20 protein-coding genes are annotated in these 22,956 nt (G+C 53.7%); 19 read left to right on the forward strand and 1 reads right to left on the reverse strand.

Going from position 1 to position 22,956, the window contains the following annotated elements; all coding sequences use genetic code 11:
• Nucleotides 1-15 precede the first annotated feature (15 nt).
• Entirely contained in the window at nucleotides 16-1,512 is a 1,497-nt protein-coding gene (locus BUA49_RS02795) for an EAL domain-containing protein (RefSeq protein ID WP_228704388.1), read from the reverse strand.
• Between BUA49_RS02795 and BUA49_RS02800 the strand changes: the two genes are divergently transcribed.
• The 19 genes from BUA49_RS02800 to BUA49_RS02890 all read left to right on the forward strand — a co-directional run bounded on the left by BUA49_RS02800 (nucleotide 1,511) and on the right by BUA49_RS02890 (nucleotide 22,838).
• Entirely contained in the window at nucleotides 1,511-2,809 is a 1,299-nt protein-coding gene (locus BUA49_RS02800) for an MFS transporter (RefSeq protein ID WP_072795355.1), read from the forward strand. The two genes, BUA49_RS02795 and BUA49_RS02800, sit on opposite strands and share 2 nt — an antisense overlap.
• A 340-nt stretch (nucleotides 2,810-3,149) precedes the next feature.
• Nucleotides 3,150-5,036 carry a tRNA uridine-5-carboxymethylaminomethyl(34) synthesis enzyme MnmG gene (gene mnmG / locus BUA49_RS02805; protein WP_072795357.1) on the forward strand — a complete coding sequence of 629 codons (1,887 nt, stop codon included), beginning with the start codon at nucleotides 3,150-3,152 and terminating at the stop codon, nucleotides 5,034-5,036.
• Between the two features lie 53 nt (nucleotides 5,037-5,089).
• Nucleotides 5,090-5,686 carry a 16S rRNA (guanine(527)-N(7))-methyltransferase RsmG gene (rsmG, locus tag BUA49_RS02810; RefSeq protein ID WP_217650411.1) on the forward strand — a complete coding sequence of 199 codons (597 nt, stop codon included), beginning with the start codon at nucleotides 5,090-5,092 and terminating at the stop codon, nucleotides 5,684-5,686.
• Between the two features lie 22 nt (nucleotides 5,687-5,708).
• Nucleotides 5,709-6,503 (forward strand): ParA family protein, encoded by a 795-nt coding sequence (locus BUA49_RS02815; RefSeq protein WP_072795361.1) that lies wholly within the window; start codon nucleotides 5,709-5,711, stop codon nucleotides 6,501-6,503.
• Nucleotides 6,504-6,566: 63 nt separating this feature from the next.
• Nucleotides 6,567-7,442, forward strand: a complete 876-nt coding sequence (locus tag BUA49_RS02820; protein ID WP_072797621.1) for a ParB/RepB/Spo0J family partition protein — start codon at nucleotides 6,567-6,569, stop codon at nucleotides 7,440-7,442.
• A 268-nt stretch (nucleotides 7,443-7,710) separates the two neighbouring features.
• Nucleotides 7,711-8,106: a F0F1 ATP synthase subunit I gene (locus BUA49_RS02825; RefSeq protein ID WP_072795363.1), complete on the forward strand. Its 396-nt coding sequence runs from the start codon at nucleotides 7,711-7,713 to the stop codon at nucleotides 8,104-8,106.
• A gap of 19 nt (nucleotides 8,107-8,125) precedes the next feature.
• Nucleotides 8,126-9,001 (forward strand): F0F1 ATP synthase subunit A, encoded by an 876-nt coding sequence (atpB, locus tag BUA49_RS02830; protein WP_072795365.1) that lies wholly within the window; start codon nucleotides 8,126-8,128, stop codon nucleotides 8,999-9,001.
• A gap of 72 nt (nucleotides 9,002-9,073) precedes the next feature.
• Nucleotides 9,074-9,331, forward strand: coding sequence for a F0F1 ATP synthase subunit C (gene atpE / locus BUA49_RS02835; RefSeq protein WP_026224019.1), 258 nt, complete (start codon nucleotides 9,074-9,076; stop codon nucleotides 9,329-9,331).
• Between the two features lie 63 nt (nucleotides 9,332-9,394).
• The gene (locus BUA49_RS02840) at nucleotides 9,395-9,865 is read left to right on the forward strand and encodes a F0F1 ATP synthase subunit B (RefSeq protein ID WP_072795367.1); all 471 of its coding nucleotides are present in this window, start codon (nucleotides 9,395-9,397) and stop codon (nucleotides 9,863-9,865) included.
• A 15-nt stretch (nucleotides 9,866-9,880) separates the two neighbouring features.
• Nucleotides 9,881-10,417, forward strand: coding sequence for a F0F1 ATP synthase subunit delta (locus tag BUA49_RS02845; protein WP_072795370.1), 537 nt, complete (start codon nucleotides 9,881-9,883; stop codon nucleotides 10,415-10,417).
• 28 nt (nucleotides 10,418-10,445) lie between these two features.
• Nucleotides 10,446-11,990: a F0F1 ATP synthase subunit alpha gene (gene atpA, locus BUA49_RS02850; RefSeq protein WP_072795372.1), complete on the forward strand. Its 1,545-nt coding sequence runs from the start codon at nucleotides 10,446-10,448 to the stop codon at nucleotides 11,988-11,990.
• 73 nt (nucleotides 11,991-12,063) lie between these two features.
• Nucleotides 12,064-12,927 carry a F0F1 ATP synthase subunit gamma gene (gene atpG / locus BUA49_RS02855; RefSeq protein WP_072795374.1) on the forward strand — a complete coding sequence of 288 codons (864 nt, stop codon included), beginning with the start codon at nucleotides 12,064-12,066 and terminating at the stop codon, nucleotides 12,925-12,927.
• Between the two features lie 56 nt (nucleotides 12,928-12,983).
• Nucleotides 12,984-14,378 (forward strand): F0F1 ATP synthase subunit beta, encoded by a 1,395-nt coding sequence (atpD, locus tag BUA49_RS02860; protein WP_072795376.1) that lies wholly within the window; start codon nucleotides 12,984-12,986, stop codon nucleotides 14,376-14,378.
• A gap of 48 nt (nucleotides 14,379-14,426) precedes the next feature.
• Nucleotides 14,427-14,849, forward strand: coding sequence for a F0F1 ATP synthase subunit epsilon (locus BUA49_RS02865; RefSeq protein WP_072795378.1), 423 nt, complete (start codon nucleotides 14,427-14,429; stop codon nucleotides 14,847-14,849).
• A gap of 155 nt (nucleotides 14,850-15,004) precedes the next feature.
• Nucleotides 15,005-16,372: a bifunctional UDP-N-acetylglucosamine diphosphorylase/glucosamine-1-phosphate N-acetyltransferase GlmU gene (glmU, locus tag BUA49_RS02870; RefSeq protein ID WP_072795380.1), complete on the forward strand. Its 1,368-nt coding sequence runs from the start codon at nucleotides 15,005-15,007 to the stop codon at nucleotides 16,370-16,372.
• Nucleotides 16,373-16,399: 27 nt separating this feature from the next.
• Nucleotides 16,400-18,232, forward strand: coding sequence for a glutamine--fructose-6-phosphate transaminase (isomerizing) (gene glmS, locus BUA49_RS02875; RefSeq protein ID WP_072795381.1), 1,833 nt, complete (start codon nucleotides 16,400-16,402; stop codon nucleotides 18,230-18,232).
• Between the two features lie 134 nt (nucleotides 18,233-18,366).
• The gene (locus BUA49_RS02880; RefSeq protein ID WP_072795382.1) at nucleotides 18,367-19,182 is read left to right on the forward strand and encodes a heteromeric transposase endonuclease subunit TnsA; all 816 of its coding nucleotides are present in this window, start codon (nucleotides 18,367-18,369) and stop codon (nucleotides 19,180-19,182) included.
• Entirely contained in the window at nucleotides 19,172-21,253 is a 2,082-nt protein-coding gene (locus BUA49_RS02885) for a Mu transposase C-terminal domain-containing protein (RefSeq protein ID WP_072795383.1), read from the forward strand. Before BUA49_RS02880 ends, BUA49_RS02885 begins: the two co-directional genes overlap by 11 nt.
• Entirely contained in the window at nucleotides 21,246-22,838 is a 1,593-nt protein-coding gene (locus BUA49_RS02890) for an ATP-binding protein (RefSeq protein ID WP_072795384.1), read from the forward strand. Before BUA49_RS02885 ends, BUA49_RS02890 begins: the two co-directional genes overlap by 8 nt.
• Nucleotides 22,839-22,956: the final 118 nt, after the last annotated feature.

Below are 22,956 nucleotides of genomic sequence, written 5' to 3' on the forward strand. Positions count from 1 at the left end.
CCGATACGGTTGTGTTCAGAGTGTGGTTGGAAAGCACAGTTGCCCGTTGAAGACCCCATCAGGATGTACATCCACACAGAAGACCTGTGGACCGGATTCCGTCGGCAGGGTTGTGGACAAAGTGACGGTGCGCCTGGCATCAGGCAGAGCGACATAGGGTCGTGAACTGTTGATGTACTGTTGCCGTTCCAGGGCATTAAGGAAATATTCCCGGTGGCCCCAGCAGGCGCCAGCAGAATGGTACAGCGGGTTGAACCCCCCTCGCTTGGTGTCATGGCTGGCGTGGGCAAGATTGCCTTGCTGGATGCCGTTCCCGTCGAGCAGGAAACAGCGTTTGACACCATCCATCTGCAGCAGGAGTTTGCAGGCTTCCTTGAATGGGTTGTTTCGCACGATCTGGTGGCCGGCATCCATGATTTCGAACCGCAGCAGTCGCAGGTAACTTTCCTGGTCCCTGCTGTCCTGCAGCGACCATTCACTGGAGTCGGTCACCACGGTACGCAGCCGGGATTCGGACTTTTCCACAGTTGCACTGTTGATGGCCCCCGGTCTGGCAAACAGAAATCCTTGTAACAGATCCGCTTCCGTATCCAGCGCAATTCTGGCCTGGGCACCGTTTTCAATACCCTCCAGCAACACCAGACTGCCGCTTTCACGGATCATCCGCACGAGACTTTCCAGGAGCAGGCGGGCACGGTTGTTGTTTTCCGCATTCACCAGCAGGCTTCGGTCCAGTTTGACGATCAGGGGATTGATGCGCCACAGGCGCTCGAAATTGGAGTCCCCCATGCCAAAGTCATCAATGGCGATCTGGAAGCCGAAGGCTTTGGCCTTGTGGATAAATTCCATCAGTGCTTCTGGATTTTCCGAGGCAGTTTCTACCAGTTCCAGAACGACTTTCTCAGGGTGTATGCCACTGTTTTTGCACTGTTGTGCCAGCCGTTCCAATGACGCTTCAGGGTGAATACAGGTATGGGGATTGATGTTGAGAAATAGCCAGACCGGGCTGTCTCCGGCGGAAAAACCGGACAGATGCAAGTGCAGCAGATGGCGGTCCAGCTCCGGGATCTGATCAAGACTCGCCGCTTGCTCAAAAAGCTCTACCGGTGATATGGGATGTTTGTTCCGGCTGACCCGGACCAGGGCCTCGTAGCCGACCAGTTTCTGGTGGGTAGGGCTTAGTATCGGTTGGTAAACAGATCTGAAATCATGGCTGTGGATAATTCCGGGTTCGGGTTTTCCCCGGGCGCCGGTATGGCTGCGACGGGAAAGTCGGACTACGCTGCTCATGGTCAGGAACCCTGCATAACTGATTCTGTTAAAGCCATCCTGGCCAGGAATGAAAATGATTGAACAGGGATTATCAGCGAATTTCATGCCAAAACGTGCCAGATGACTGATAACATTGGTATTAATCTGTTCTTTGTTGCCAGTCTCACAGACATGCAGCACAATTTCAGTGCGTATTCGGCATGGGTTGCCGGCACAACGCACCAAAACAGGATGATTCATGGCTAAACACAGTCAGTTCCGTTTGCTGGGGCAACGACGGTTCCTGCCGTTTTACCTCACCCAGTTTTCCGGAGCGTTCAATGACAATCTCTACAAGAATGCACTCTTGTTGCTGGTAACCTTCAATGCCGGTGGTTTGATGGGGCTTTCCGTGAATGTTGTGGTCAATCTGGCTGCCTTCCTGTTTATTCTTCCGTTCTTTCTGTTTTCCGGTATTGCCGGCCAGCTGGCGGATCACTTTGAAAAATCCCGCATTATCCGCAACGTGAAGCTGGCTGAGATTGTGATTATGGGGCTGGCTGCGATCGGTCTCTGGTTCGGCTGGTATGAGTTGTTGCTCTTGTTGCTGTTCCTGATGGGCGTTCAATCTACCTTCTTCGGGCCGGTGAAGTACGCCATCCTGCCGCAGGTACTGGCGGATGATGAGCTGGTCGGTGGTAACGGTCTGGTGGGCATGGGAACCTTTGTAGCGATTCTTCTGGGTACTATTGCTGCGGGCCTGCTCATGGGCTTTGAGACGGCTGCGAAACTCACAGCCGTCGCGGTTCTGGTCATGGCGGTGCTCGGTTACCTGGCGGCCCGTCAGGTGCCCGTAACCGGAAATCACGGCGCAGATATTGCCATCCGGTTTCGTCCGGTTAAGGAAACCAGGAACCTGATGACACTTGCCGCTGAGCGCCGGCCGGTAATGCTGGCCGTGCTGGCGATCTCATGGTTCTGGTTTCTGGGCGCCGCTTATCTGACCCAGTTCCCCAACTTTGCCCGTATTAACCTGTTGGGGGATGAGACCGTAGTCACGCTCTTGTTGGCGATGTTTACAATTGGTATCTCCATAGGCTCCATGCTGTGTGAACGGCTGACCAAGCATCATATTTCCCTGGTGCCCGTTCCTTGGGGAGCGTTGGGTCTGAGCCTGTTGGGTATAGATCTGTTCTTTGCCGTTCCTGATTCTCCGGTTTCCTCCACCTGGTGGACCCTCGTGACCGACCCGGTCTACCTGCGGGTATTGCTGGACCTGATGGGTATCGGTATCTGCGGGGGGCTGTTTATCGTACCGCTCTATGCCTTCATTCAGCACGAAACCCCGCGCGACAAGCGGGCACGTATCATTGCCGCTCTCAACGTGATCAATGCCTTGTTCATGGTCGTCAGTGCCCTGACCGGGATTCTGGTTCTTGGTGTCCTTGAGGTAAGCATTCCGGGCTTTTTCCTGCTGCTGTCGATGCTCAATGCCGTGGTATTGCTGGTGGTGTGGCGTTTGCGGCGTTCGGAAACGGTGAAACCTGTGGATAATTGATTGAATAACGTATGGATAATGTCTGAGTGAATAAATTAAAAGTATTTAAAAACATATAGTTAATGGTAAGTTTCAAGTGCTTAAGCAGTAGTGCAGAATGTGGATAACTTTATTGAAAACTTTTCTGAGAAGGTGATGCCAAGCTTATGAAAAGCAGATAATTTCGGTTTTCTACACACCTTGAGACGAGCATTTTTCACTATTTTGTCCCGGAGTTTGGATTGTGCGGATTTTAACCCGGAGTAGCTCTGGTTAAAATTTGCACATCCTGACTGCAATTTCCCGGGTGAAACGTTATACTCCCCGCCCTGTTTTTATCCCCCGAATTCCGAGGTGAACTGTGGATTTTCCAACCCGTTTCGATGTCATTGTCATTGGTGGTGGCCATGCCGGCACCGAAGCCGCGCTCGCGGCGGCGCGTATGGGTTCGCAAACGCTGCTGCTGACCCATAACATCGAAACTCTCGGCCAGATGTCCTGTAACCCGGCCATCGGGGGTATTGGCAAAAGTCATCTGGTGAAAGAAATTGACGCTCTTGGTGGGGCCATGGCGCATGCAACCGACCTGGCTGGTATCCAGTTCCGCGTGCTCAACAGTCGTAAAGGCCCGGCAGTGCGCGCCACCCGGGCCCAGGCTGACCGGGTTCTTTACAAGGCGGCGATTCGCCACACTCTCGAAAACCAGCCCAACCTGACGCTGTTTCAGCAGGCTGCAGACGATCTGATTGTGGAAAACGATCAGGTTACCGGCGTTGTGTCCCAGACCGGCATCCGTTTCAATGCAAAAACCGTGGTACTGACGACCGGCACTTTCCTTGGTGGCGTTATCCATATTGGCATGCAACACCACGCCGGTGGCCGTGCCGGAGACGCGCCTGCCAATGCGCTGGCTCAACGATTGCGGGAGCTACCATTTAACGTGGGGCGCCTGAAAACCGGAACACCGCCGCGTATTGATGCCCGCAGCGTCGATTTCTCGGTGATGCAGGAACAGTGGGGCGATGATCCGACGCCTGTGATGTCCTTTACCGGCAGCCGTGATCAGCACCCCGAGCAGGTCTGCTGCTACGTAACCCGCACCAACGAGCAGACCCACGATATAATCCGCAGTGGCTTTGACCGCTCGCCCATGTTTGCCGGCAACATTGAAGGCATTGGGCCGCGCTACTGCCCGTCTATTGAAGACAAGGTCAACCGTTTTTCCGACAAGGACTCCCACCAGATCTTTGTGGAACCCGAAGGCCTGACTACCCATGAGCTTTACCCGAACGGGATTTCTACCAGCCTGCCGTTTGATATCCAGCTTGCGGCCGTGCGCACGATTCAGGGTTTTGAAAACGCCCATATCACTCGCCCCGGCTACGCCATCGAATACGACTTCCTGAACCCGCAGGATCTGCGCCACACCCTGGAAACCAAGTTCATTCAGGGACTTTATTTTGCCGGCCAGATCAACGGTACCACCGGCTATGAAGAAGCCGGCGCCCAGGGTTTGCTGGCGGGCATCAACGCTGCCCTGCGCGCGCAGGAGAAGAGCGAATGGTATCCGCGCCGGGATGAGGCCTACCTCGGAGTGCTGGTGGACGATCTGATCACCATGGGTACCAGCGAGCCGTACCGCATGTTTACCAGCCGCGCCGAGTACCGTCTTATCCTGCGTGAAGATAATGCCGATCTGCGCCTGACCGAGACTGGCCGCAAATTAGGCCTGGTGGATGACGAGCGCTGGCAGAAGTTCCATGAGAAGCGTGATGCCATTACCAGCGAGCGTAACCGCCTGAAATCCACCCGCATTCATCCGTCAACCGATGCAGGTGATCGCGCCAACGGTTTTCTCAAGCAGCCCATGACCCGGGATCACACATTGGCGGAGCTGCTTCGTCGCCCGGAGGTTGTGTACAGCAATATTGCTGAGATCGGTGCCGCGCAAGCGGATGATCCTGTCGTTGCTGAGCAGGTCGAGATCGAGATCAAGTACGAAGGCTACATTTCGCGCCAAAGCGATGAAATCGAGCGCCTGCGCCGGAATGAAAACACCGCGTTGCCGATAGATCTGGATTACGATGTGATTGGCGGCCTGTCCAACGAGATCAAGCAGAAGCTCAAAGCGGTACGCCCGGAGACGGTTGCCCAGGCATCGCGGATTCAGGGAGTTACACCGGCTGCGATCTCGCAGATCCTGGTGAACCTGAAGAAGCGCGAGCTTCTGCGCAAACAGAGCGCCTGAGCCTGGTGTCCCAAACACTCTGGCAGCGCCAGCTCCGGGAAGGGCTGGCTGAGATGCAACTTTCCCTCAGTGACGACCAGCAGCAACAGCTGCTGGTGTTTCTGGCTCTGCTTAACAAGTGGAACAAGGCTTATAACCTCACGGCCGTGCGCAACGAGGGGGAGATGGTCTCGCGGCAGTTGCTCGACAGCCTTAGTATTCTGCCCTGGGTAACCACGGAACATCTGCTCGATGTTGGTGCCGGCGGAGGGTTACCGGGAGTTCCCCTGGCTATAGTTCTGCCTGAAACGCGTTTCACGCTACTGGACAGCAACGGCAAGAAAACCCGCTTCCTGAACCAATGCGTGCTGGAGCTTGGCCTGAAAAACGTGGAAGTGATCCATGGTCGTGCCGAAGACTGCAAGCCGGAGCAACCGTTCCGCCAGATCAGTAGCCGGGCGTTTACCGCGCTGGACAATCTGGTGGCCTGGTGTGGCGGGCTGCTGGCAAATGAGGGCAGGTTCCTTGCCATGAAAGGTCAGTATCCGGATGATGAGGTAGCTGCCCTTCCTGCCGGCTGGCAGGTATCATCCAGTCATTCCCTGAAAGTTCCCGGTGCCGGTGGAGAGAGACACCTGCTGGTTGTGACCCGGGCAAAAGAATCCCAGTAACCCCGCAACAAGGAGGCGAGACATGGCGCGCGTGATTGCAGTGACCAATCAGAAGGGCGGTGTGGGCAAAACCACCACCTGCGTCAACCTTGCAGCCTCGCTGGCCGCCACCAAGCGCCGGGTTCTGCTGGTGGATATGGATCCCCAGGGTAACGCCACCATGGGCAGCGGTGTGGATAAAAGCGGGCTGGAACTTTCCGGTTACGACCTGCTCACCAAGCGTGCCTCAGCCGTGGAAGTCATCATTCCTGCGGAAGCTTCAGGTTTCGATATCATGCCTTCGAACGGCGATCTGACCGCTGCGGAAGTGGCGCTGATGAACGAGATTGGCCGGGAGCACCGATTAAGACTCGCGCTCAATAGTGTTCGTGACAACTACGACTACGTACTGATCGACTGCCCACCCTCACTCAGCTTGCTAACCGTGAATGCGCTCTCGGCGGCCGACTCGGTGCTTATCCCGATGCAATGTGAGTACTATGCTCTGGAAGGCCTGGCGGCATTGATGAATACGGTTGAACAGATCAAGGAAACGGTCAATCCGAATCTGGAGATTGAGGGCATTCTAAGAACCATGTACGACCCCCGGAACAGCCTGACGCTGGATGTGTCCAGCCAGCTTAACGAGTATTTCGGGGATAAAGTCTATCGCGCAGTTATTCCGCGCAATGTGCGTCTGGCCGAAGCGCCCAGTTACGGGCTGCCAGCCCTGAAATACGACCGGGCGTCAAAGGGCGCCATTGCTTACCTGGCGTTGGCCGGGGAAATGGTGCGTCGCCACGGGGCAAAAAAGACATCGGCTCAGGTTGCGGTGTAACATACCGGCTCGTCTCTTTTATACGATGCACAACGACTATCAACGGGAAGAATGACTGATACCATGGCGGCGAAGAAACGAGGATTGGGTGAGCGCGGGCTGGGAGCCTTACTGGCCGGGTCCAGGGTTAACCTGGATCAGGAACCGAAAGACCACGACGGTGAGTTGCGACAGGTTCCCATCGATCTGATCCAACGCGGCCGCTTTCAGCCACGCCGCGACATGGACCCTGCAGCCCTGCAGGAACTGGCGGATTCTATCCGTCAGCAGGGCGTGATGCAGCCAGTTGTGGTGCGCCCCATTGCGGAGGGTCGGTTTGAACTGATCGCTGGTGAACGCCGTTGGCGCGCCACCCAGATGGCGGAACTGGACAGCATACCCGCTATTATTCGGGATGTTCCTGATGAAGCGGCCATCGCCATGGCGCTTATCGAGAACATCCAACGCGAAAACCTTAACCCCATTGAGGAAGCCTTTGCCCTTCAGCGCCTGCAGGAAGAGTTCGGCCTGACCCAGGCCCAGGTCGCCGAGGCTGTGGGTAAATCCCGCACCACCATCACCAACCTTCTGCGCCTGATAGGCCTGTCCGAAGACGTGCGTCTAATGCTGGAGCACGGCGACCTGGAAATGGGTCATGGTCGCGCCATGCTGACCCTCTCGCCGGAACAGCAGATGCAGGTAGCGAAACAGGTTGTCGGCAAGTCTCTGTCAGTAAGGCAGACAGAAGCTCTTGTGCGTCGGGTTCAGCAGGAGACTGCAACCGGGAAGCCGGTTAAATCGGGTGCAATTGATCCCAACATCCGCGCCTTGCAGGATGATCTTGCCGAGCGCCTGGGGGCAAAAGTGTCCATTGCTCAAGGGCAACGTGGCAAAGGCAAGCTGGTGATTGAGTACAGTTCCCTTGATGAGCTTGACGGCATTTTGGGTCATATCCGTTAAAACCCTGGATTGTTCTGAACTTTCGAGCCCCCTTCAAAATTTTTCTGCCGCTGTGATACACAACATGTAGTGGTGAGAAGCTGAGTGCAAGCCTATTTGTGTCGAATAAGAGCCAGGCCCGGTTATTCTGCGATTTCCCACGGTTTTCCGCGGTTCGGGTTTAGTTGATTCATGCACATTGAACACATATAATCTGCGGCGCTAATGTCGGTGTGCTTGTTTATTTTTCAGACGGCATCGTTTTAAAACACCGAACTCTAGGACAAACATGGCCAAACCAGCTCCGGGTGGCATTCAACGCCCGCCCATCGAACGATGGTTTGCAATAGAAAGTGTGGTACTTGTCCTGGTCAGCCTGGCGTTTCTGTTACGTGGTCAGGTTTCCGGTTATTCAGCGCTTCTGGGCGGTCTCATTTTTCTGCTGCCCCACGGTTATTTTGCGCTTAAGGCATTCCGCTACACCGGTGCGCGGTCTGCCAAAAAGATCATAAGCTCTTTTTACCAGGGTGAGTCCGGAAAACTCATCCTGTGCGCCATCTTGTTTACGGTGGTGTTTAAATGGATTCAGCCGCTTGACGTAGCGGCACTTTTTTTAACATTTGCGATCATGCTGGTCGCCAACTGGTTCACGCCGTTTTTGGTAAACAGCACGCAGCGACGCTAACAGGACCTGAGAGAACGATATGGCAGGCAAAACCGCATCCGATTATATCCAGCATCACCTCCAGAACCTGACCTATGGGCAGTTGCCGGCAGACTCTGTACGTCCTGACGGTACCGTGCTCTCTGAAGCAACCTGGACCATTGCACAAACATCCGAAGAAGCTGCCAATATGGGTTTCTGGGCGATTCACGTAGACACAATGGCCTGGGCCATCGGTCTTGGCGCGTTGTTCCTGTTCGTGTTCCGTCTTGCCGCCAAGCGGGCAACTTCCGGGGTTCCCGGTGGTCTCCAGAACTTCGTCGAAGTGATGGTCGAGTTTGTCGATAAAAGCGTTAAAGAAACCTTTCATGGCAAGAATGCCGTCATCGCTCCGTTGGCACTGACTATTTTCTGTTGGGTTTTCTTGATGAACCTGATGGATTTGATACCCGTTGATTTCATTCCGCATCTGTTTACTCTCGCAGGCTTCCCGTTCATGAAGATTGTTCCGACCACGGACATCAACGTGAGCCTGGGTATGGCGCTGTCAGTATTCGTGCTGATTCTCTATTACAGCATCAAAATCAAAGGTGTGAGCGGCTTCGTGGGCGAACTTACGCTGCACCCGTTCTCATCTGACAATCTCTTCCTGAAGCTTGTACTGATTCCGGTCAACCTGTTGCTGGAAGGTGTCAGCCTGCTGGCCAAGCCAGTTTCACTGGCGCTGCGTCTGTTTGGTAACCTCTATGCGGGCGAGTTGATCTTTATCCTGATTGCTCTGCTGCCTTTCTGGGCACAGTGGGCATTGTCTGTACCCTGGGCGATCTTTCACATACTGATCATCACGTTGCAGGCCTTCATCTTTATGATGCTGACCATCGTGTACCTGAGTATGGCGCACGAAGACAATCACTGATTATGTGTTGAAAATGTAGTTCTAAACCCCTAACCCTTAAACTGAAAACTAAACCGAAAACTGGGAGTTATCATGGAAACTGTAGTTGGAATGACCGCGATTGCTGTTGCATTGCTGATCGGCCTGGGCGCACTGGGTACCGCTATCGGCTTTGGTATTCTGGGTGGCAAGTTCCTGGAAGGCGCTGCGCGCCAGCCGGAAATGACCCCGATGCTGCAGGTCAAAATGTTCATCGTTGCAGGTCTGCTGGATGCTGTAACCATGATCGGTGTTGGTATTGCACTGTTCTTCACCTTCGCCAACCCGTTTGTCGGCCAGCTCGCCGGTTAATCGAATCGCCACCGGAATGTTCCGGAACGGTGTTTTCTTACATAACAGGCGAGAGGTGAAGACGTGAACATTAATTTGACGATTCTTGGTCAAGCCATCGCGTTCTTTATCTTTGTTGTTTTCTGCATGAAGATGGTCTGGCCTCCGGTCATTGCCGCTTTGCAGGAACGACAAAAGAAGATCGCTGACGGACTTGCTGCTTCAGATCGTGCAGAACGTGACCTTGAACTGGCGCAGGATAAGTCAGCTCAGGAACTGCGTGAAGCCAAGCAGCAGGCCGCCGGCCTTATCGAACAGGCTAACAAGCGCGCTGCCCAGATTGTGGAAGCATCCAAGGATGACGCCCGCAAAGAAGGTGAGAAGCTGATTGAACAGGCCAGGGCCGAAATTGAACAAGAGCGGAATCAGGCTCGTGAGGCGCTGCGTGCAGAAATTGCCGTCATAGCCATTGCGGGTGCCGAGAAGATTCTTGAAACCTCTGTCGATGCCTCCAAGCACAACGAAATGTTGGAAAAACTGGCGGCAGAACTTTAAACGACGAGGTTCATCATGGCAGAACTGAGAACGCTGGCCCGTCCTTACGCAAAGGCAGCATTTTCTGTAGCCCGGGAGCACGACCAGCTTGCTGAGTGGTCCCGGGTACTGACGATTGCCGGACAGGTCACTGCGAACAAAGATATTCGACAGCTTCTTGCGAATCCGGGTCTGGAAGAGCAGAAGAAGGCGGACATGATTCTGGAGGTTGCTGAAGCCGGCGACTCAGAACAGGTGCGCAACTTCTTTGCTGTGCTGGCTGAAAACGGCCGGCTCGCTCTTCTTACCGAGATTGCAGCGCTCTTCGACACGTACCGCGCTGATCTGGAGCGCACTGTTGATATCGAAGTGACCGCAGCCTTTGAGTTGACGGACGAACAGCAACAGAAGCTCGCCCAGGCACTCTCGAAGAAGCTCGAGCGGCAAGTGTCACTCGCAGCGTCATTAGACAAATCACTGATTGGTGGTGTGATTATCCGCACTGGCGATATGGTTATTGACGCATCTGTACGCGGAAAGCTGACTAAACTGGCCGACGCTCTGGGCTCCTGATTTCAGCACAAGGTTTGAGGATATTGGCATGCAGCAACTGAATCCATCCGAGATCAGTGACATCATCAAGAAGAGAATCGAAAAACTCGATATCTCTTCAGAAGCAAAGAACGAAGGTACAATCCTGTCTGTTTCTGACGGTATCGTACTGATCCATGGTCTTGCCGACGTTATGTCTGGTGAGATGATTGAATTTGCCAACGGCATTTTCGGCATGGCTCTGAACCTGGAGCGTGATTCCGTAGGTGCGGTTGTGCTGGGCGACTACGAAGAACTGGCAGAAGGCCAGAAAGTTCGTTGTACCGGTCGTATTCTGGAAGTTCCGGTCGGCCCAGAGCTGATGGGTCGTGTAGTTGACGGCCTGGGTAATCCGATCGATGGCAAAGGCGATCTGGGCACTGATCTTACCGCTCCGGTTGAGAAAGTTGCGCCGGGCGTTATCGAGCGTCAGTCCGTTGATGAGCCGGTACAGACCGGTCTGAAAGCAATCGATACCATGGTACCTATCGGCCGTGGCCAGCGTGAGCTGATCATCGGTGACCGTCAGATTGGTAAGACCGCCGTCGCTATTGACGCGATCATCAACCAGAAAGATACCGGCATCAAGTGTATCTACGTGGCCATTGGTCAGAAGCAGTCTTCAATTGCCGCTGTTGTGCGCAAGCTGGAAGAGCATGGTGCGATGGATCACACCATCGTGGTTGCCGCAGGCGCCGCCGATCCGGCATCCATGCAGTTCCTGGCTCCGTACTCCGGTACCTCCATGGGTGAATATTTCCGTGACCGTGGTGAAGACGCCCTGATCATCTATGATGATCTGTCCAAGCAGGCTGTGGCTTATCGCCAGATCTCCCTGCTGCTGCGTCGTCCGCCGGGCCGCGAAGCTTACCCGGGTGACGTTTTCTATTTGCACTCACGTCTGCTGGAGCGCGCTTCCCGCGTTAACGCCGACTACGTTGAGAAGTTCACCAACGGTGAAGTGAAAGGCAAAACCGGTTCCCTGACCGCTCTGCCGATCATCGAGACTCAGGCCGGTGACGTGTCTGCATTCGTACCGACTAACGTAATCTCAATCACCGACGGCCAGATCTTCCTGGAAACCAACCTGTTCAACTCCGGTATCCGTCCGGCAATGAACGCCGGTGTATCCGTATCCCGGGTTGGTGGCTCTGCCCAGACCAAGATCATGAAAAAGCTTGGTGGTAACATCCGTCTGGCACTGGCTCAGTATCGTGAACTTGCCGCTTTCGCACAGTTCGCTTCGGATCTTGACGAAGCGACACGTAAGCAGCTTGAGCACGGTCAGCGTGTGACGGAGCTCATGAAACAGAACCAGTACAGCCCGATGTCTGTGGCTGAAATGGGTACGGTTCTGTTCGCAGCCAACGAAGGTTTCCTGGACGACGTTGATGTCGACAAGGTTGTTAAGTTCGAAGCGCAGCTGCTTGACTGGATGCGCTCCGAGCAGAAAGACCTGCTCGCCAAGATCGACGAGAAAGGCGATTACAATGATGAAATCGCTGCCGGCCTTAAAGCTGCACTTGAGAAATTCAAGACCACTCAGAGCTGGTAAGAAACAGGCCTGCGGCGATAGTCGCGGGCCGCTTTCGAAGCAACGAGTGTCTAACTTGAGAAGGCAGTGAGTTATGGCCATCGGCAAAGAAATACGTAATCAGATTACAAGCATCAAGAGCACGCAGAAAATCACCAGTGCCATGGAAATGGTTGCTGCGAGCAAGATGCGTAAAGCTCAGGAACGCATGCAGGCTACCCGCCCGTATGCTGAAAAGATGCGACAGGTGATCGGGCACATTGCCAAGGCAAATGCTCAGTATAAACATCCGTTCATGGTCCAGCGAGACGTTAAGCGCGTGGGCTATATTGTGGTGTCAACTGATCGTGGTCTTTGCGGTGGTCTGAACGCCAACCTGTTTAAAGCGCTTATTCGTGAAATGAAAGCGTGGAAAGACAAAGGAGTGGAAATCGATCTGTGCGCCATCGGACAGAAAGGGGCCTCCTTTTTCCGGAGCTACGGCGGTAACGTCGTTGCGGCACTGACCCATCTGGGCGATAGCCCGAGCTCTGATAAACTCATCGGCAACGTCAAGGTGATGCTGGATGCGTTCTCGGAAGGCAAGATTGACCGCCTTTATGTGGTCAGCAACGAGTTCGTAAACACCATGACCCAGAGCCCGACGGTAGAGCAGCTCCTGCCCCTGCCTGAGAGCGAAGACGAAGAAGAGATCAAGAACCAGTGGGAATATCTCTACGAGCCCGATGCCAGGCAGATCCTCGATGGCCTTCTGCCACGTTTTATTGAGTCCCAGGTTTACCAGGGTGTGGTAGAAAATCTGGCATGTGAGCAGGCAGCCCGGATGATCGCCATGAAGAGCGCAACCGACAACGCCGGCGACATTATCGGCGAGCTTCAGTTGGCTTATAACAAGGCGCGTCAGGCAGCCATCACCCAAGAGATTTCGGAGATTGTGAGCGGCGCGGCTTCGGTCTGATCCGGCCCACAATCCAACTGGTTTTATTGACTACTTAAGATAACGAGGAACCGAGCATGAGTAGCGGACAAATCGTTCAGATCATTGGCGCGGTTATCGACGTGGAATTTCCACGTGACTCCGTACCCAAGATATATGACGCACTGCTGCTTGAAGGTGGCGAAACAACTCTGGAAGTCCAGCAGCAGCTGGGTGACGGAATCGTTCGTACTATCGCGATGGGCAGCACCGACGGCCTTAAGCGAGGCCTGAAAGCAGAAAACACAGGCAAGGCAATCTCGGTACCGGTTGGTACCCAGACCCTGGGCCGTATCATGGATGTTCTGGGTCGTCCTATCGACGAACAGGGCCCGATCGGCGAAGAAGAGCGTTGGGGTATCCACCGCAAAGCTCCGGGCTATGCCGACCAGGCAGCGTCTGCAGACTTGCTGGAAACCGGCATCAAGGTTATCGACCTGATCTGCCCGTTTGCCAAGGGTGGTAAGGTTGGTCTGTTCGGTGGCGCCGGTGTAGGCAAGACCGTTAACATGATGGAGCTGATCAACAACATCGCGAAAGAGCACTCCGGCCTCTCCGTATTCGCAGGTGTTGGTGAGCGGACCCGTGAAGGTAACGACTTCTACTACGAAATGAAGGATTCCAACGTACTCGACAAAGTGGCCATGGTTTACGGCCAGATGAACGAGCCCCCTGGAAACCGTCTGCGTGTGGCCCTGACTGGCCTCACCATAGCCGAGAAGTTCCGTGACGAAGGACGTGACGTACTGTTGTTCATTGACAACATCTACCGTTACACCCTGGCGGGTACTGAAGTTTCCGCACTGCTGGGCCGTATGCCTTCAGCGGTAGGTTATCAGCCGACGCTGGCCCAGGAGATGGGTGAGCTGCAGGAGCGTATCACTTCCACCAAGGACGGCTCTATTACGTCGATCCAGGCGGTCTACGTGCCAGCGGATGACTTGACTGATCCGTCACCAGCCACCACCTTCTCGCACCTGGATGCGACCGTGGTACTGAGCCGTGATATCGCTTCCAAGGGTATCTATCCGGCGATTGATCCGCTGGATTCCACCTCGCGTCAGCTGGATCCGCTGATCATCGGTGATGAGCATTACGAAATAGCCCGTGGCGTGCAGACCAACCTGCAGCGTTACAAGGAGCTGAAAGACATCATCGCCATCCTGGGTATGGACGAACTGTCAGAAGAAGATAAACTGACAGTATCCCGTGCCCGTAAGATTGAGCGTTTTCTTTCCCAGCCGTTCCACGTTGCTGAAGTATTCACCGGTTCACCCGGTAAGTACGTTTCCCTGAAGGAAACCATCAGTAGCTTCAAGGGCATCCTTAACGGCGATTATGACGATATGCCTGAGCAGGCGTTCTACATGGTCGGTGGCATCGAGGAAGCGGTCGAGAAAGCGAAGGAAATGAAGAGCAAGGCGAAGAAGTGATTCTGAGCCCTTGCGTTTGTTTCCGGATCGATCAAAGAGGCAACTGACATGGCTATAACCGTGCATTGTGATGTGGTAAGTGCCGAAACAAAGATCTATTCCGGATTGGTGGAAATGTTGATCGCAGCTGGCTCTGAAGGTGACCTGGGTATTGCCCCGGGTCACGCGCCACTGCTGACCCAGCTTAAGCCTGGTCCCATTCGGATCGTCAAGCAGGGCGGTGAAGAAGAAATTCTTTACGTGTCAGGCGGCTATCTGGAGGTTCAACCCAATCTGGTTACTTTGTTGGCGGATACAGCCGTTCGTGCAAAGGATGTGGACGAAGCCGCTGCAATCGAGGCTCAGAAAGAAGCCGAGAAAGCGCTTGCTAACAAAACCGGTGAATTTGAGTATTTCCGCGCCGCCGCAGAGTTGGCCGAGGCTGTTGCTCAGCTTCGTACTATTCAGCAGTTGCGTAATAAAATGCGTTAGGCATTTTATTTCGGGCTTGCCGAACACGGAAGCCGCATCCTGAGTAGCAGGAAGACCGACGTCATGCGTCTGTTCTTCACGCTCCAAGGGCTGCGGCTTTTTTATTGAATCCGTACCGCAGTAATCGTCAATCTTCTCAGGAGTCTCAAGTAGCCATGAGCCCGTTACACGTCGTGATTCTGGCCGCTGGTCAGGGGTCAAGAATGAAATCTTCCCTGCCCAAGGTTCTGCATTCCTTGGCCGGCCGCCCGATGTTGCATCATGTCATCGGCACCGCCAGGCAACTGGGTGCCGAGAAGATCCATACGGTTATCGGCCACGGCGGGGACAAGGTTCGCGAGGTAACCACCGAAAGCCTGGTGAACTGGGTAGTGCAGGAGCAGCAGCTGGGCACAGGCCATGCCGTCGCCCAAGCGCTGCCCCACCTTCCGGATGACGCCCACGTTCTGATTCTTTACGGCGATGTCCCCCTGACCCGTGCAGACACCCTGAACGCCATGGTGGAGTCACTGGATGACAGTACCCTCGGCTTGCTGACGGTCACCCTGGATAACCCGCAGGGCTATGGCAGGATTGTGCGGGATGCGGATGGCAAGGTGACATCGATTGTCGAACAGAAAGACGCCAGTGCAGATCAACTGGCTATTCGTGAAGTGAACACTGGCATCCTTGCGGTAGCGGCGAAGCATCTGAAGACCTGGCTCCCGGCTCTGTCCAATGCCAACGCACAAGGCGAGTACTACCTCACCGACATCATTGCCATGGCGGTTGAGCATAATCTGAAGATCTCGGTATCCCAGCCGGAAGACCCTTTTGAAGTTCAGGGCGTGAACAACCGCCTGCAACTGGCAGAACTTGAGCGCTGGTTCCAGAAACGCGAAGCTGAGCGCCTGATGACAGAAGGCGCTACTCTGGCGGACCCGGCACGGATTGATGTGCGCGGGGAGCTGACCATTGGCAACGATATTCTGATCGATGTGAATGTGGTCTTTGAGGGTAAGGTCAGCCTTGGTAGTAATGTGTCTGTTGGGCCGGGCTGTGTTATCCGGGATGCCGTGATCGCGGATGGCGTGCATATCCACGCGCACAGCGTGATCGAGGGCGCGGTGATTGGCAACAATGCTCAGATTGGCCCTTTTGCGCGAATACGTCCGGGCACAAAGCTGGCCGCGAACACCAAGGTAGGCAACTTCGTCGAGACCAAGAAAACCGTGGTGGGAGAGGGAAGTAAGATCAATCATTTGAGTTACGTTGGCGACGCCTCTCTTGGGCGTAACGTGAATGTAGGTGCAGGAACCATTACCTGTAACTATGATGGGGTAAACAAATTCCGGACGGTCATTGGCGATGGGGTTTTTGTGGGTTCCAATACCTCCCTGGTAGCGCCAGTCCTTATCGGTGCAGGAGTGACCGTTGGGGCGGGTTCCACCATTACCCGGAACGTTGAGGATAATGAATTGGCGGTGGCCCGTGCACGCCAGCGCAACATCGAAGGCTGGGAACGGCCCAAGAAAACTGATTAAACGATTATATGAACAGGTGAAAACAGCATGTGTGGCATTGTAGGTGCAGTTTCGGAACGGGACGTTCAGGGCATTCTTCTTGAGGGCCTGCGCCGCCTGGAATATCGAGGGTATGATTCTGCCGGCATGGCAGTTCTGGATGGTAAGAGCGCTGTGCAGCGCGCTCGGGAAGTCGGCAAGGTAGCATCGCTGGCGGCAGCCATCGAAACCAACCCGCTTTCCGGTTATCTGGGTATTGCTCACACCCGCTGGGCAACCCACGGTGAGCCATCACAGCTGAACGCCCACCCGCACATGTCCGGCGATCGCCTGGCGATTGTTCACAACGGCATCATCGAGAACTATCAGGAGCTGCGTGAAGAACTGAAGGCCGACGGCTTTGAGTTTACCTCGCAGACTGATACCGAAGTTGTTGTGCACCTGATAGAAAAGAACTACCGCGAGCTGGGTAAGCTGTACGATGCAGTGAAGACCTCAATTACCCGCCTGCGTGGCGCCTACGCGCTAGCCGTCGTGCATGCCGATGAACCCGATCATATGGTGGTGTGCCGGGAAGGCAGCCCGCTGGTGGTGGGTGTGGGCATCGGTGAGAACTTTATTGCGTCGGATCAGCTTGCATTGCTGCCAGTGACCGACCGCTTTATGTTCCTGGAAGAGGGCGATCTAGCAGATATCCGCCGGGATCATATTGAAATTCATGACCGTGAAGGTACACCGGTTGAGCGCAGCATCAGCCGGTTTGAGCACAGCGCAGACTCTGCGGACAAAGGCGAGTACCGGCACTTCATGCTCAAGGAAATCAACGAGCAGCCAAGAGTCATCAAGGCCACCATGGAAGGCCGTGTGACAGAATCACGGGTCTTGGAGCAGGCGCTTGGCACCGAAGCCGGCGACTTACTGAAAGACGTCCGCCACGTACAGATCATCGCCTGCGGCACGAGCTACCACGCTGGCATGGTTGCCCGCTACTGGATTGAAGATCTGGCCGGCGTGCCTTGCTCCGTGGAGGTGGCCTCCGAGTTCCGTTATCGCAAGCACGTAATCCAGAAAGACACCCTGTTTTTATGTATCTCCCAGTCCGGTGAAACCGCCGATACTCTGGCGGCGCTGCGGCAGGCCAAAAAGGCCGGCTTCCGTGCCGCGCTGGCCATCTGCAACGTACCGGGCAGTTCTCTGGTACGCGAATCCGACCTGGTGATCATGACCCAGGCAGGGCCGGAAATCGGTGTTGCCTCCACGAAAGCCTTTACGACCCAGCTCACAGCCCTGCTTATTTTCACCCTGGCACTGGCTCGTAAAAATGGGTTAAGCGAAGAGCGGGAAGCGGATATCGTCAAAGCCCTGCATCTGGTGCCCGGCCAGGTCAGTGATGTTCTGGCACTGGACGGCGAGATCGCAGAGATCTCCAAGCGGTTCATGGACAAAAATCATGCCCTGTTCCTTGGCCGGGGCTCGCAGTTCCCGGTAGCTCTGGAAGGTGCCCTGAAACTGAAAGAAATTTCCTACATCCACGCTGAAGCTTACCCAGCCGGCGAATTGAAGCACGGCCCACTGGCGTTGGTAGACAGCGAAATGCCAGTGGTCACAGTTGCGCCCAATAACAGCATGGCTGAGAAGCTGAAATCGAACCTGGAAGAAGTCCGTGCCCGGGGCGGTGAGCTGTTTGTGTTTGCGGACCGTGCAGCGGATGTAAAACCGGAAGAAAACACCCACGTGGTGTTGCTTCCGGAAGTGCACGAAATCACGGCGCCGATTGTTTACACCGTTCCGTTACAGCTACTGTCGTACCATGTTGCCGTACTGAAGGGCACGGATGTGGATCAGCCGAGAAATCTGGCGAAAAGCGTAACGGTTGAGTAGTTCAGCGGCGGTGTTGCAGGTGGATGTCGGTGGACATTAAAGTTTGATAAATACTAATAAAGTTTGATCATTTACATTAAAGTTTGATAAAAGTAAGCCTCCTACTATTCTAAGTTTAGCAGGAGGCTTTTTTTATGGCAGATACTAATAAACTCATCGATCCGAAACACGAAAGGCTGCTCAAAACCCGTGGTCGGGGAGCAGGAAAAGACTATGAGCCATTCATCAAGGTTCATGAGCTCAGCAGTCAGGGTGAAAGTGTTCGAATTCGAAGTGCTTCGGTCGGTCGAGTGCATCATCTGCTATCTGGTTTAGAACTATTTGCCTTCCTGGTTTTCGACCAATTTGAGAAAACCATCGATATTCGTGAACAATATCCCCTGCCAATTGAGGACACTCTCGATATCTGTGCTCGCTTGGGTATTCGTCATCCTCAGGTTCGTGGCTTTCTGACCGTCGTTTCAACCGATCTTTTGATCGACCTGTCTTCGGGTAAGCAACTGGCGATTGCCGTCAAATCCTCATCAGAACTAGCAAATCAGAGAGTTATAGAAAAACTCCAAATTGAAAAAACATTCTGGGAAACTCGCGGGGTCGAGTGGAGAATTTTCACACAGAGAGAAGTAACCGATGGTATGCGAGAAAACCTGCCCTGGATCCAGCCTTACCTAAACCCGGACATGACCAATCACCAGGAGTTGGGCGCTTCAGACGTGCAGGATCTTTTGTACCGGCTGGAGTTGCACCCCCAAACCAAGTTGACACGGCTGTGCGCTAAGCTCGATGACCAATATAGACTAGACCCCGGGTTTCATTTGAGCACCCTCCGGCATGCGGTGGCATATCGATTCATACGGGCTCCTCTAGATAAAGCGTTCCACAGCTGGACCTATGGAGATCTCGCACTCAGAGAAACAGTGCCAGTCGCCGGGGTGAATAATGCTTCTTAATCAAGTTTTCAGCGACCCCGATACAAATAGACGTTACAGAGTCGTTCTTGAGCACCTGAGTGACTTAATGCTGATAGATGTAGATAGCGAGAAAGCCTGGCCTTTCCCAATCCCTGAAGAAGAGTTCCACGCAGCGGGATATCAATCTATCTCTGACCCATACCCTTTGGTCAGTGTCGAAGAGGGAAGCGTTGGCGCTGCAAGACGGGACGAAGCTTGGAGCACCATCAGCCCTTTACTTGGCGATTATGCGCTGATGTTCATCAAGAGTGAGCGTAATCGGCTGATTAGCCAGCTCCTAATATCTACTGATAAGCCGAGACTTTACATCACTCGCCAACTTCGGCGTTATTGGCAGAGGGGAATGGCACCAAATGCTTTAGCACCGGACTACCATAAATGCGGAGCCGTTGGGCGGCCAAGGCGCGAAATTGAAAACAAAGTTGGGCGAAAGCGAACGGTTTCCCCAGGGGTAGGTGTACCCGTAACGGAGGAGGTCGCGGAGCTGTTCCGCATGGTGTTCGATGGCTTTTATCTAACCAATGAAAAAGTGCCGCTGACCGCGGCGAAGGACAAAGCCGTTGGCCTCTTCAAAGCACGATATCCCACCGCCACAGAATCGGCTGTGCCCACACTGAAGCAGTTTCGGTATTTCTTTCAGACTAACTATCAGAATAGTGAAGTAGCGCGGAAGCGAACTCCTGCACGAATTTACCAAAAGGATATGCGGGCGTTGACAAGCACCTCGGCGAATCTGAACTTTGGCCCCGGAGCACGATACGAGATCGATGCGACGATCGGCGATCTTTATCTCGTGGCCGAAGACGATCCTAACGTCATCATCGGTCGACCCGTTTTGTACTTCGTCAAAGACGTGTTTAGTCGAATGGTGGTTGGCATGTACGTGGGCCTGGAAAACCCCTCTTGGGTGGCCGCAATGCTGGCGTTGAGTAATTCCTTTAGTGACAAAACGGCCTATTGCCAGGAATACGGAGTGAATATTCGAACAGAAGATTGGCCCAGTATGGGCATTCCTGCGGGGATCATGGCTGATAGGGGCGAACTTCTGTACCGCCAAGCCGATGTGCTGGTTAACCGGTTCGGCGTGCAACTGAGTAACTCACGGGCCTACCGAGGTGATGATAAAGCGATCTGCGAGCGGTTCTTCAACACAATTCAGAGTCAGTTCCGGCCTTACGTGGGTGGTGTAGTGGAGCCGGTGAATGGCAAGAAGCGCATCGGTAAGCGCTATGAATTGGATGCAGTTCTGAACATTTCTGAATTCACAAAAATGCTGATCAACTTGGTTGTTGTCTATAACACCCAACATGTTATTGAAGGCTATGACCTTGCGCCCGATATGCCAATAGACCTGCCATCAATACCGTTGGATTTATGGAATTGGGGAATCCAGAACCGCACCGGCAAGCTCCGGTCATGTGACGAGAGTTTAGCGCGAATTAACCTTTTGCCCTATGAAAATGGAACAGTGTCTCAGGTGGGCATTACCCTCAAAGGTCTTGTTTATACCTGTCGGGAAGCAATTACAGCAGGCTGGTTTGATCGCATCCGCCAGAACCGGCCGTCAAAAGTTGAAGTCGCTTTCGATCCCAGGCGAACCAATACGGTCTATCTGAGACCGGACAAAACTTTTGAGAATTATTGGGTGTGCGAGCTTTCGGACAGAAGTCGCAGATTTCGCGATATGAGTTTTATGGAAGCTGCTGGCGTGCTCAAAGCTATGGGCCGTACGAAAGCGACCGCTCGACAGGCTGAGGAGTATCGAAAGCCCGATTCACTGGCCGCCGTTGAACAAATTGTTGCGACTGCCAAGAAGCGACAAAAAATCAATAAGTCATCCGCCAGCGATTCAGCGCGGCTCCGTGGAATACGGGACAATCGCGTGACAGAAAAAGAGACTGAAAGGGATCAAAGTGCTATTAAAAATAATAATCAGGTCAAGCGAGATCGCCCAGCCGATGTAGTGCCTTTCCGCTCTCAAAAAACGCCCTCAAACGAGAGCATAGATTACCCCGATTTGGATGCTTTCTTGGAGGACGACGATGATTAAGTTGCCACCCGCCGAGTATCGAGAAGCGGAAATCCGGGAGTATCAGGGGCATCCACTGATAAATGCGCTGCCTCCTATAAATTCACCGCAGGTTACTGCGAAAATGCTGGCCCGCTTCCCGAACGTCGACGAAGCCGAAAAGGTACTGCCGGCCCACATTCGACGTCATGCAATGATGCGAATTTTAGATCAATTTCTGTATCCAACGAAATCTCATCTTCAGTTGGAGCAAATGATTTCGGGCATGATTCGCCGTGGGTATTTGAGCCGGAATATCGCTGCGTCTGATTACCACCGTAATCTTGATGATGTGGCACATACTGACTTCACAGCAATCTTACGAAACGCCGGTAATGAGGCGTTGGTCAGTTCCGTCATTGGATGCTCTGGTACCGGCAAGACAACGGCGATAGAGGCTATCCTAAGGAGTTATCCGCAAGCGATTTACCACCCTGACTACCAACATTGTCAGCTTGTTTGGTTAAAAGTGGAATGCCCCCATGATGGCTCGGTGAAGAGTTTGTGTACTCACTTTTTCCGAGCTATTGACGATGCGCTAGGTACTGATTACCAGGCGCTCGATGTAAAAAGTAGATCCTCTGCAGAGTCTATGCTGGGGGACGTTGCTCGTGTGTCTGCGCTGCATTCAGTCGGCGTGCTGGTCATTGATGAGATTCAGCACTTGGAGAAATCCCGGTCAGGAGGTGCGGCCAAGATGCTCAACTTCTTTGTCACTCTGACCAACGTGATCAAAGTACCAGTTCTTTTTATTGGGACGCCCAAAGCCCTAGAGCTTTTCCAGCCGACTATGCGGTCGGCGCGAAGGGCGGCTCAGTTTGGCAGTCTGGATTGGGGGCGGTTTGCACGCACCGAGAATACTGGCAGTGATGAAGAGTGGGAAAGATTCTTTAAGCGACTATGGAAGCTGCAGTGGTTCGAGCATGCCACTCCCTTCACTGATGAAATGATGGACTTGTTCTGGGAGTACACCCAGGGTATTGCGCACATAGCCGTTGCCCTTTTCTATCTCAGCCAGGTAAGAGCAGTTGTGTCGGGTCGGGAGTCGATAGATCGAGCGATCGTAACCAACGTCTACCAAGAAGAGCTTGCGATGATGCATCCGATGATTGCCGCTTTACGAAGTGGCCGCGAAGCAACGATTCTTCAATTCGCTGACCTTGATATACCCAGGGAGGCGCTGCGTGTTCAAAGTGCTTTGCAGAAAGCTCCTCACAGGCCTGTCGATCAAAGAACACAGACTGATGCTCAGAGCTCCAAACTGGAGCGTCTGATTGCGATATTAGGTCAGATGGGTATTGGGGAAGATATTGCGCCCATTGTTGCTGAGCAGGCTTTGGAGGAGCGGCCAGATGAGGATTTATTCTCGTTAGTAGCTCTTATTAAAAAGCTGGAGGAGAAGACTCCGGCGCAGCCTGAAACCAAAGCCAGTCCTCAGAAAAAAGAGAAGTTGCGCCCGGTTTACTTGAAAGATGATCTTCGGTTGACCCGGGATGACGATTATGAGGCGACATACCGAAATTTGAAGAAAAGTGGTGTGGTTATTGAGCTATCGGCTTATCTTTGAGGGCGCAAGATAGAATTCCCGTATACCCGGTTCTCGATCCATCTAGCGTGGGTTTTAGGCTATCTTCTCTGAAAAGGTATCGCTTCTAAAATTGAAGCATTCAGGTTTAGCGAGACAG

Origin of the sequence: Marinobacter antarcticus (genome assembly GCF_900142385.1) — a bacterium.
Classification (GTDB): Bacteria; Pseudomonadota; Gammaproteobacteria; order Pseudomonadales; family Oleiphilaceae; genus Marinobacter; species Marinobacter antarcticus.

Bases quoted from the DNA above. Each gene is read 5' to 3' on its own strand.
- BUA49_RS02795 (WP_228704388.1), bottom strand. From the start codon at position 1,512: ATGAATCATCCTGTTTTGGTGCGTTGTGCCGGCAACCCATGCCGAATA.
- BUA49_RS02845 (WP_072795370.1), top strand. From the start codon at position 9,881: ATGGCAGAACTGAGAACGCTGGCCCGTCCTTACGCAAAGGCAGCATTT.
- BUA49_RS02885 (WP_072795383.1), top strand. From the start codon at position 19,172: ATGCTTCTTAATCAAGTTTTCAGCGACCCCGATACAAATAGACGTTAC.
- atpA (WP_072795372.1), top strand. From the start codon at position 10,446: ATGCAGCAACTGAATCCATCCGAGATCAGTGACATCATCAAGAAGAGA.
- BUA49_RS02825 (WP_072795363.1), top strand. From the start codon at position 7,711: ATGGCCAAACCAGCTCCGGGTGGCATTCAACGCCCGCCCATCGAACGA.
- BUA49_RS02815 (WP_072795361.1), top strand. From the start codon at position 5,709: ATGGCGCGCGTGATTGCAGTGACCAATCAGAAGGGCGGTGTGGGCAAA.
- atpG (WP_072795374.1), top strand. From the start codon at position 12,064: ATGGCCATCGGCAAAGAAATACGTAATCAGATTACAAGCATCAAGAGC.
- BUA49_RS02880 (WP_072795382.1), top strand. From the start codon at position 18,367: ATGGCAGATACTAATAAACTCATCGATCCGAAACACGAAAGGCTGCTC.
- BUA49_RS02820 (WP_072797621.1), top strand. From the start codon at position 6,567: ATGGCGGCGAAGAAACGAGGATTGGGTGAGCGCGGGCTGGGAGCCTTA.
- atpD (WP_072795376.1), top strand. From the start codon at position 12,984: ATGAGTAGCGGACAAATCGTTCAGATCATTGGCGCGGTTATCGACGTG.
- rsmG (WP_217650411.1), top strand. From the start codon at position 5,090: ATGCAACTTTCCCTCAGTGACGACCAGCAGCAACAGCTGCTGGTGTTT.
- atpE (WP_026224019.1), top strand. From the start codon at position 9,074: ATGGAAACTGTAGTTGGAATGACCGCGATTGCTGTTGCATTGCTGATC.
- glmS (WP_072795381.1), top strand. From the start codon at position 16,400: ATGTGTGGCATTGTAGGTGCAGTTTCGGAACGGGACGTTCAGGGCATT.
- glmU (WP_072795380.1), top strand. From the start codon at position 15,005: ATGAGCCCGTTACACGTCGTGATTCTGGCCGCTGGTCAGGGGTCAAGA.
- BUA49_RS02890 (WP_072795384.1), top strand. From the start codon at position 21,246: ATGATTAAGTTGCCACCCGCCGAGTATCGAGAAGCGGAAATCCGGGAG.
- atpB (WP_072795365.1), top strand. From the start codon at position 8,126: ATGGCAGGCAAAACCGCATCCGATTATATCCAGCATCACCTCCAGAAC.
- BUA49_RS02800 (WP_072795355.1), top strand. From the start codon at position 1,511: ATGGCTAAACACAGTCAGTTCCGTTTGCTGGGGCAACGACGGTTCCTG.
- BUA49_RS02865 (WP_072795378.1), top strand. From the start codon at position 14,427: ATGGCTATAACCGTGCATTGTGATGTGGTAAGTGCCGAAACAAAGATC.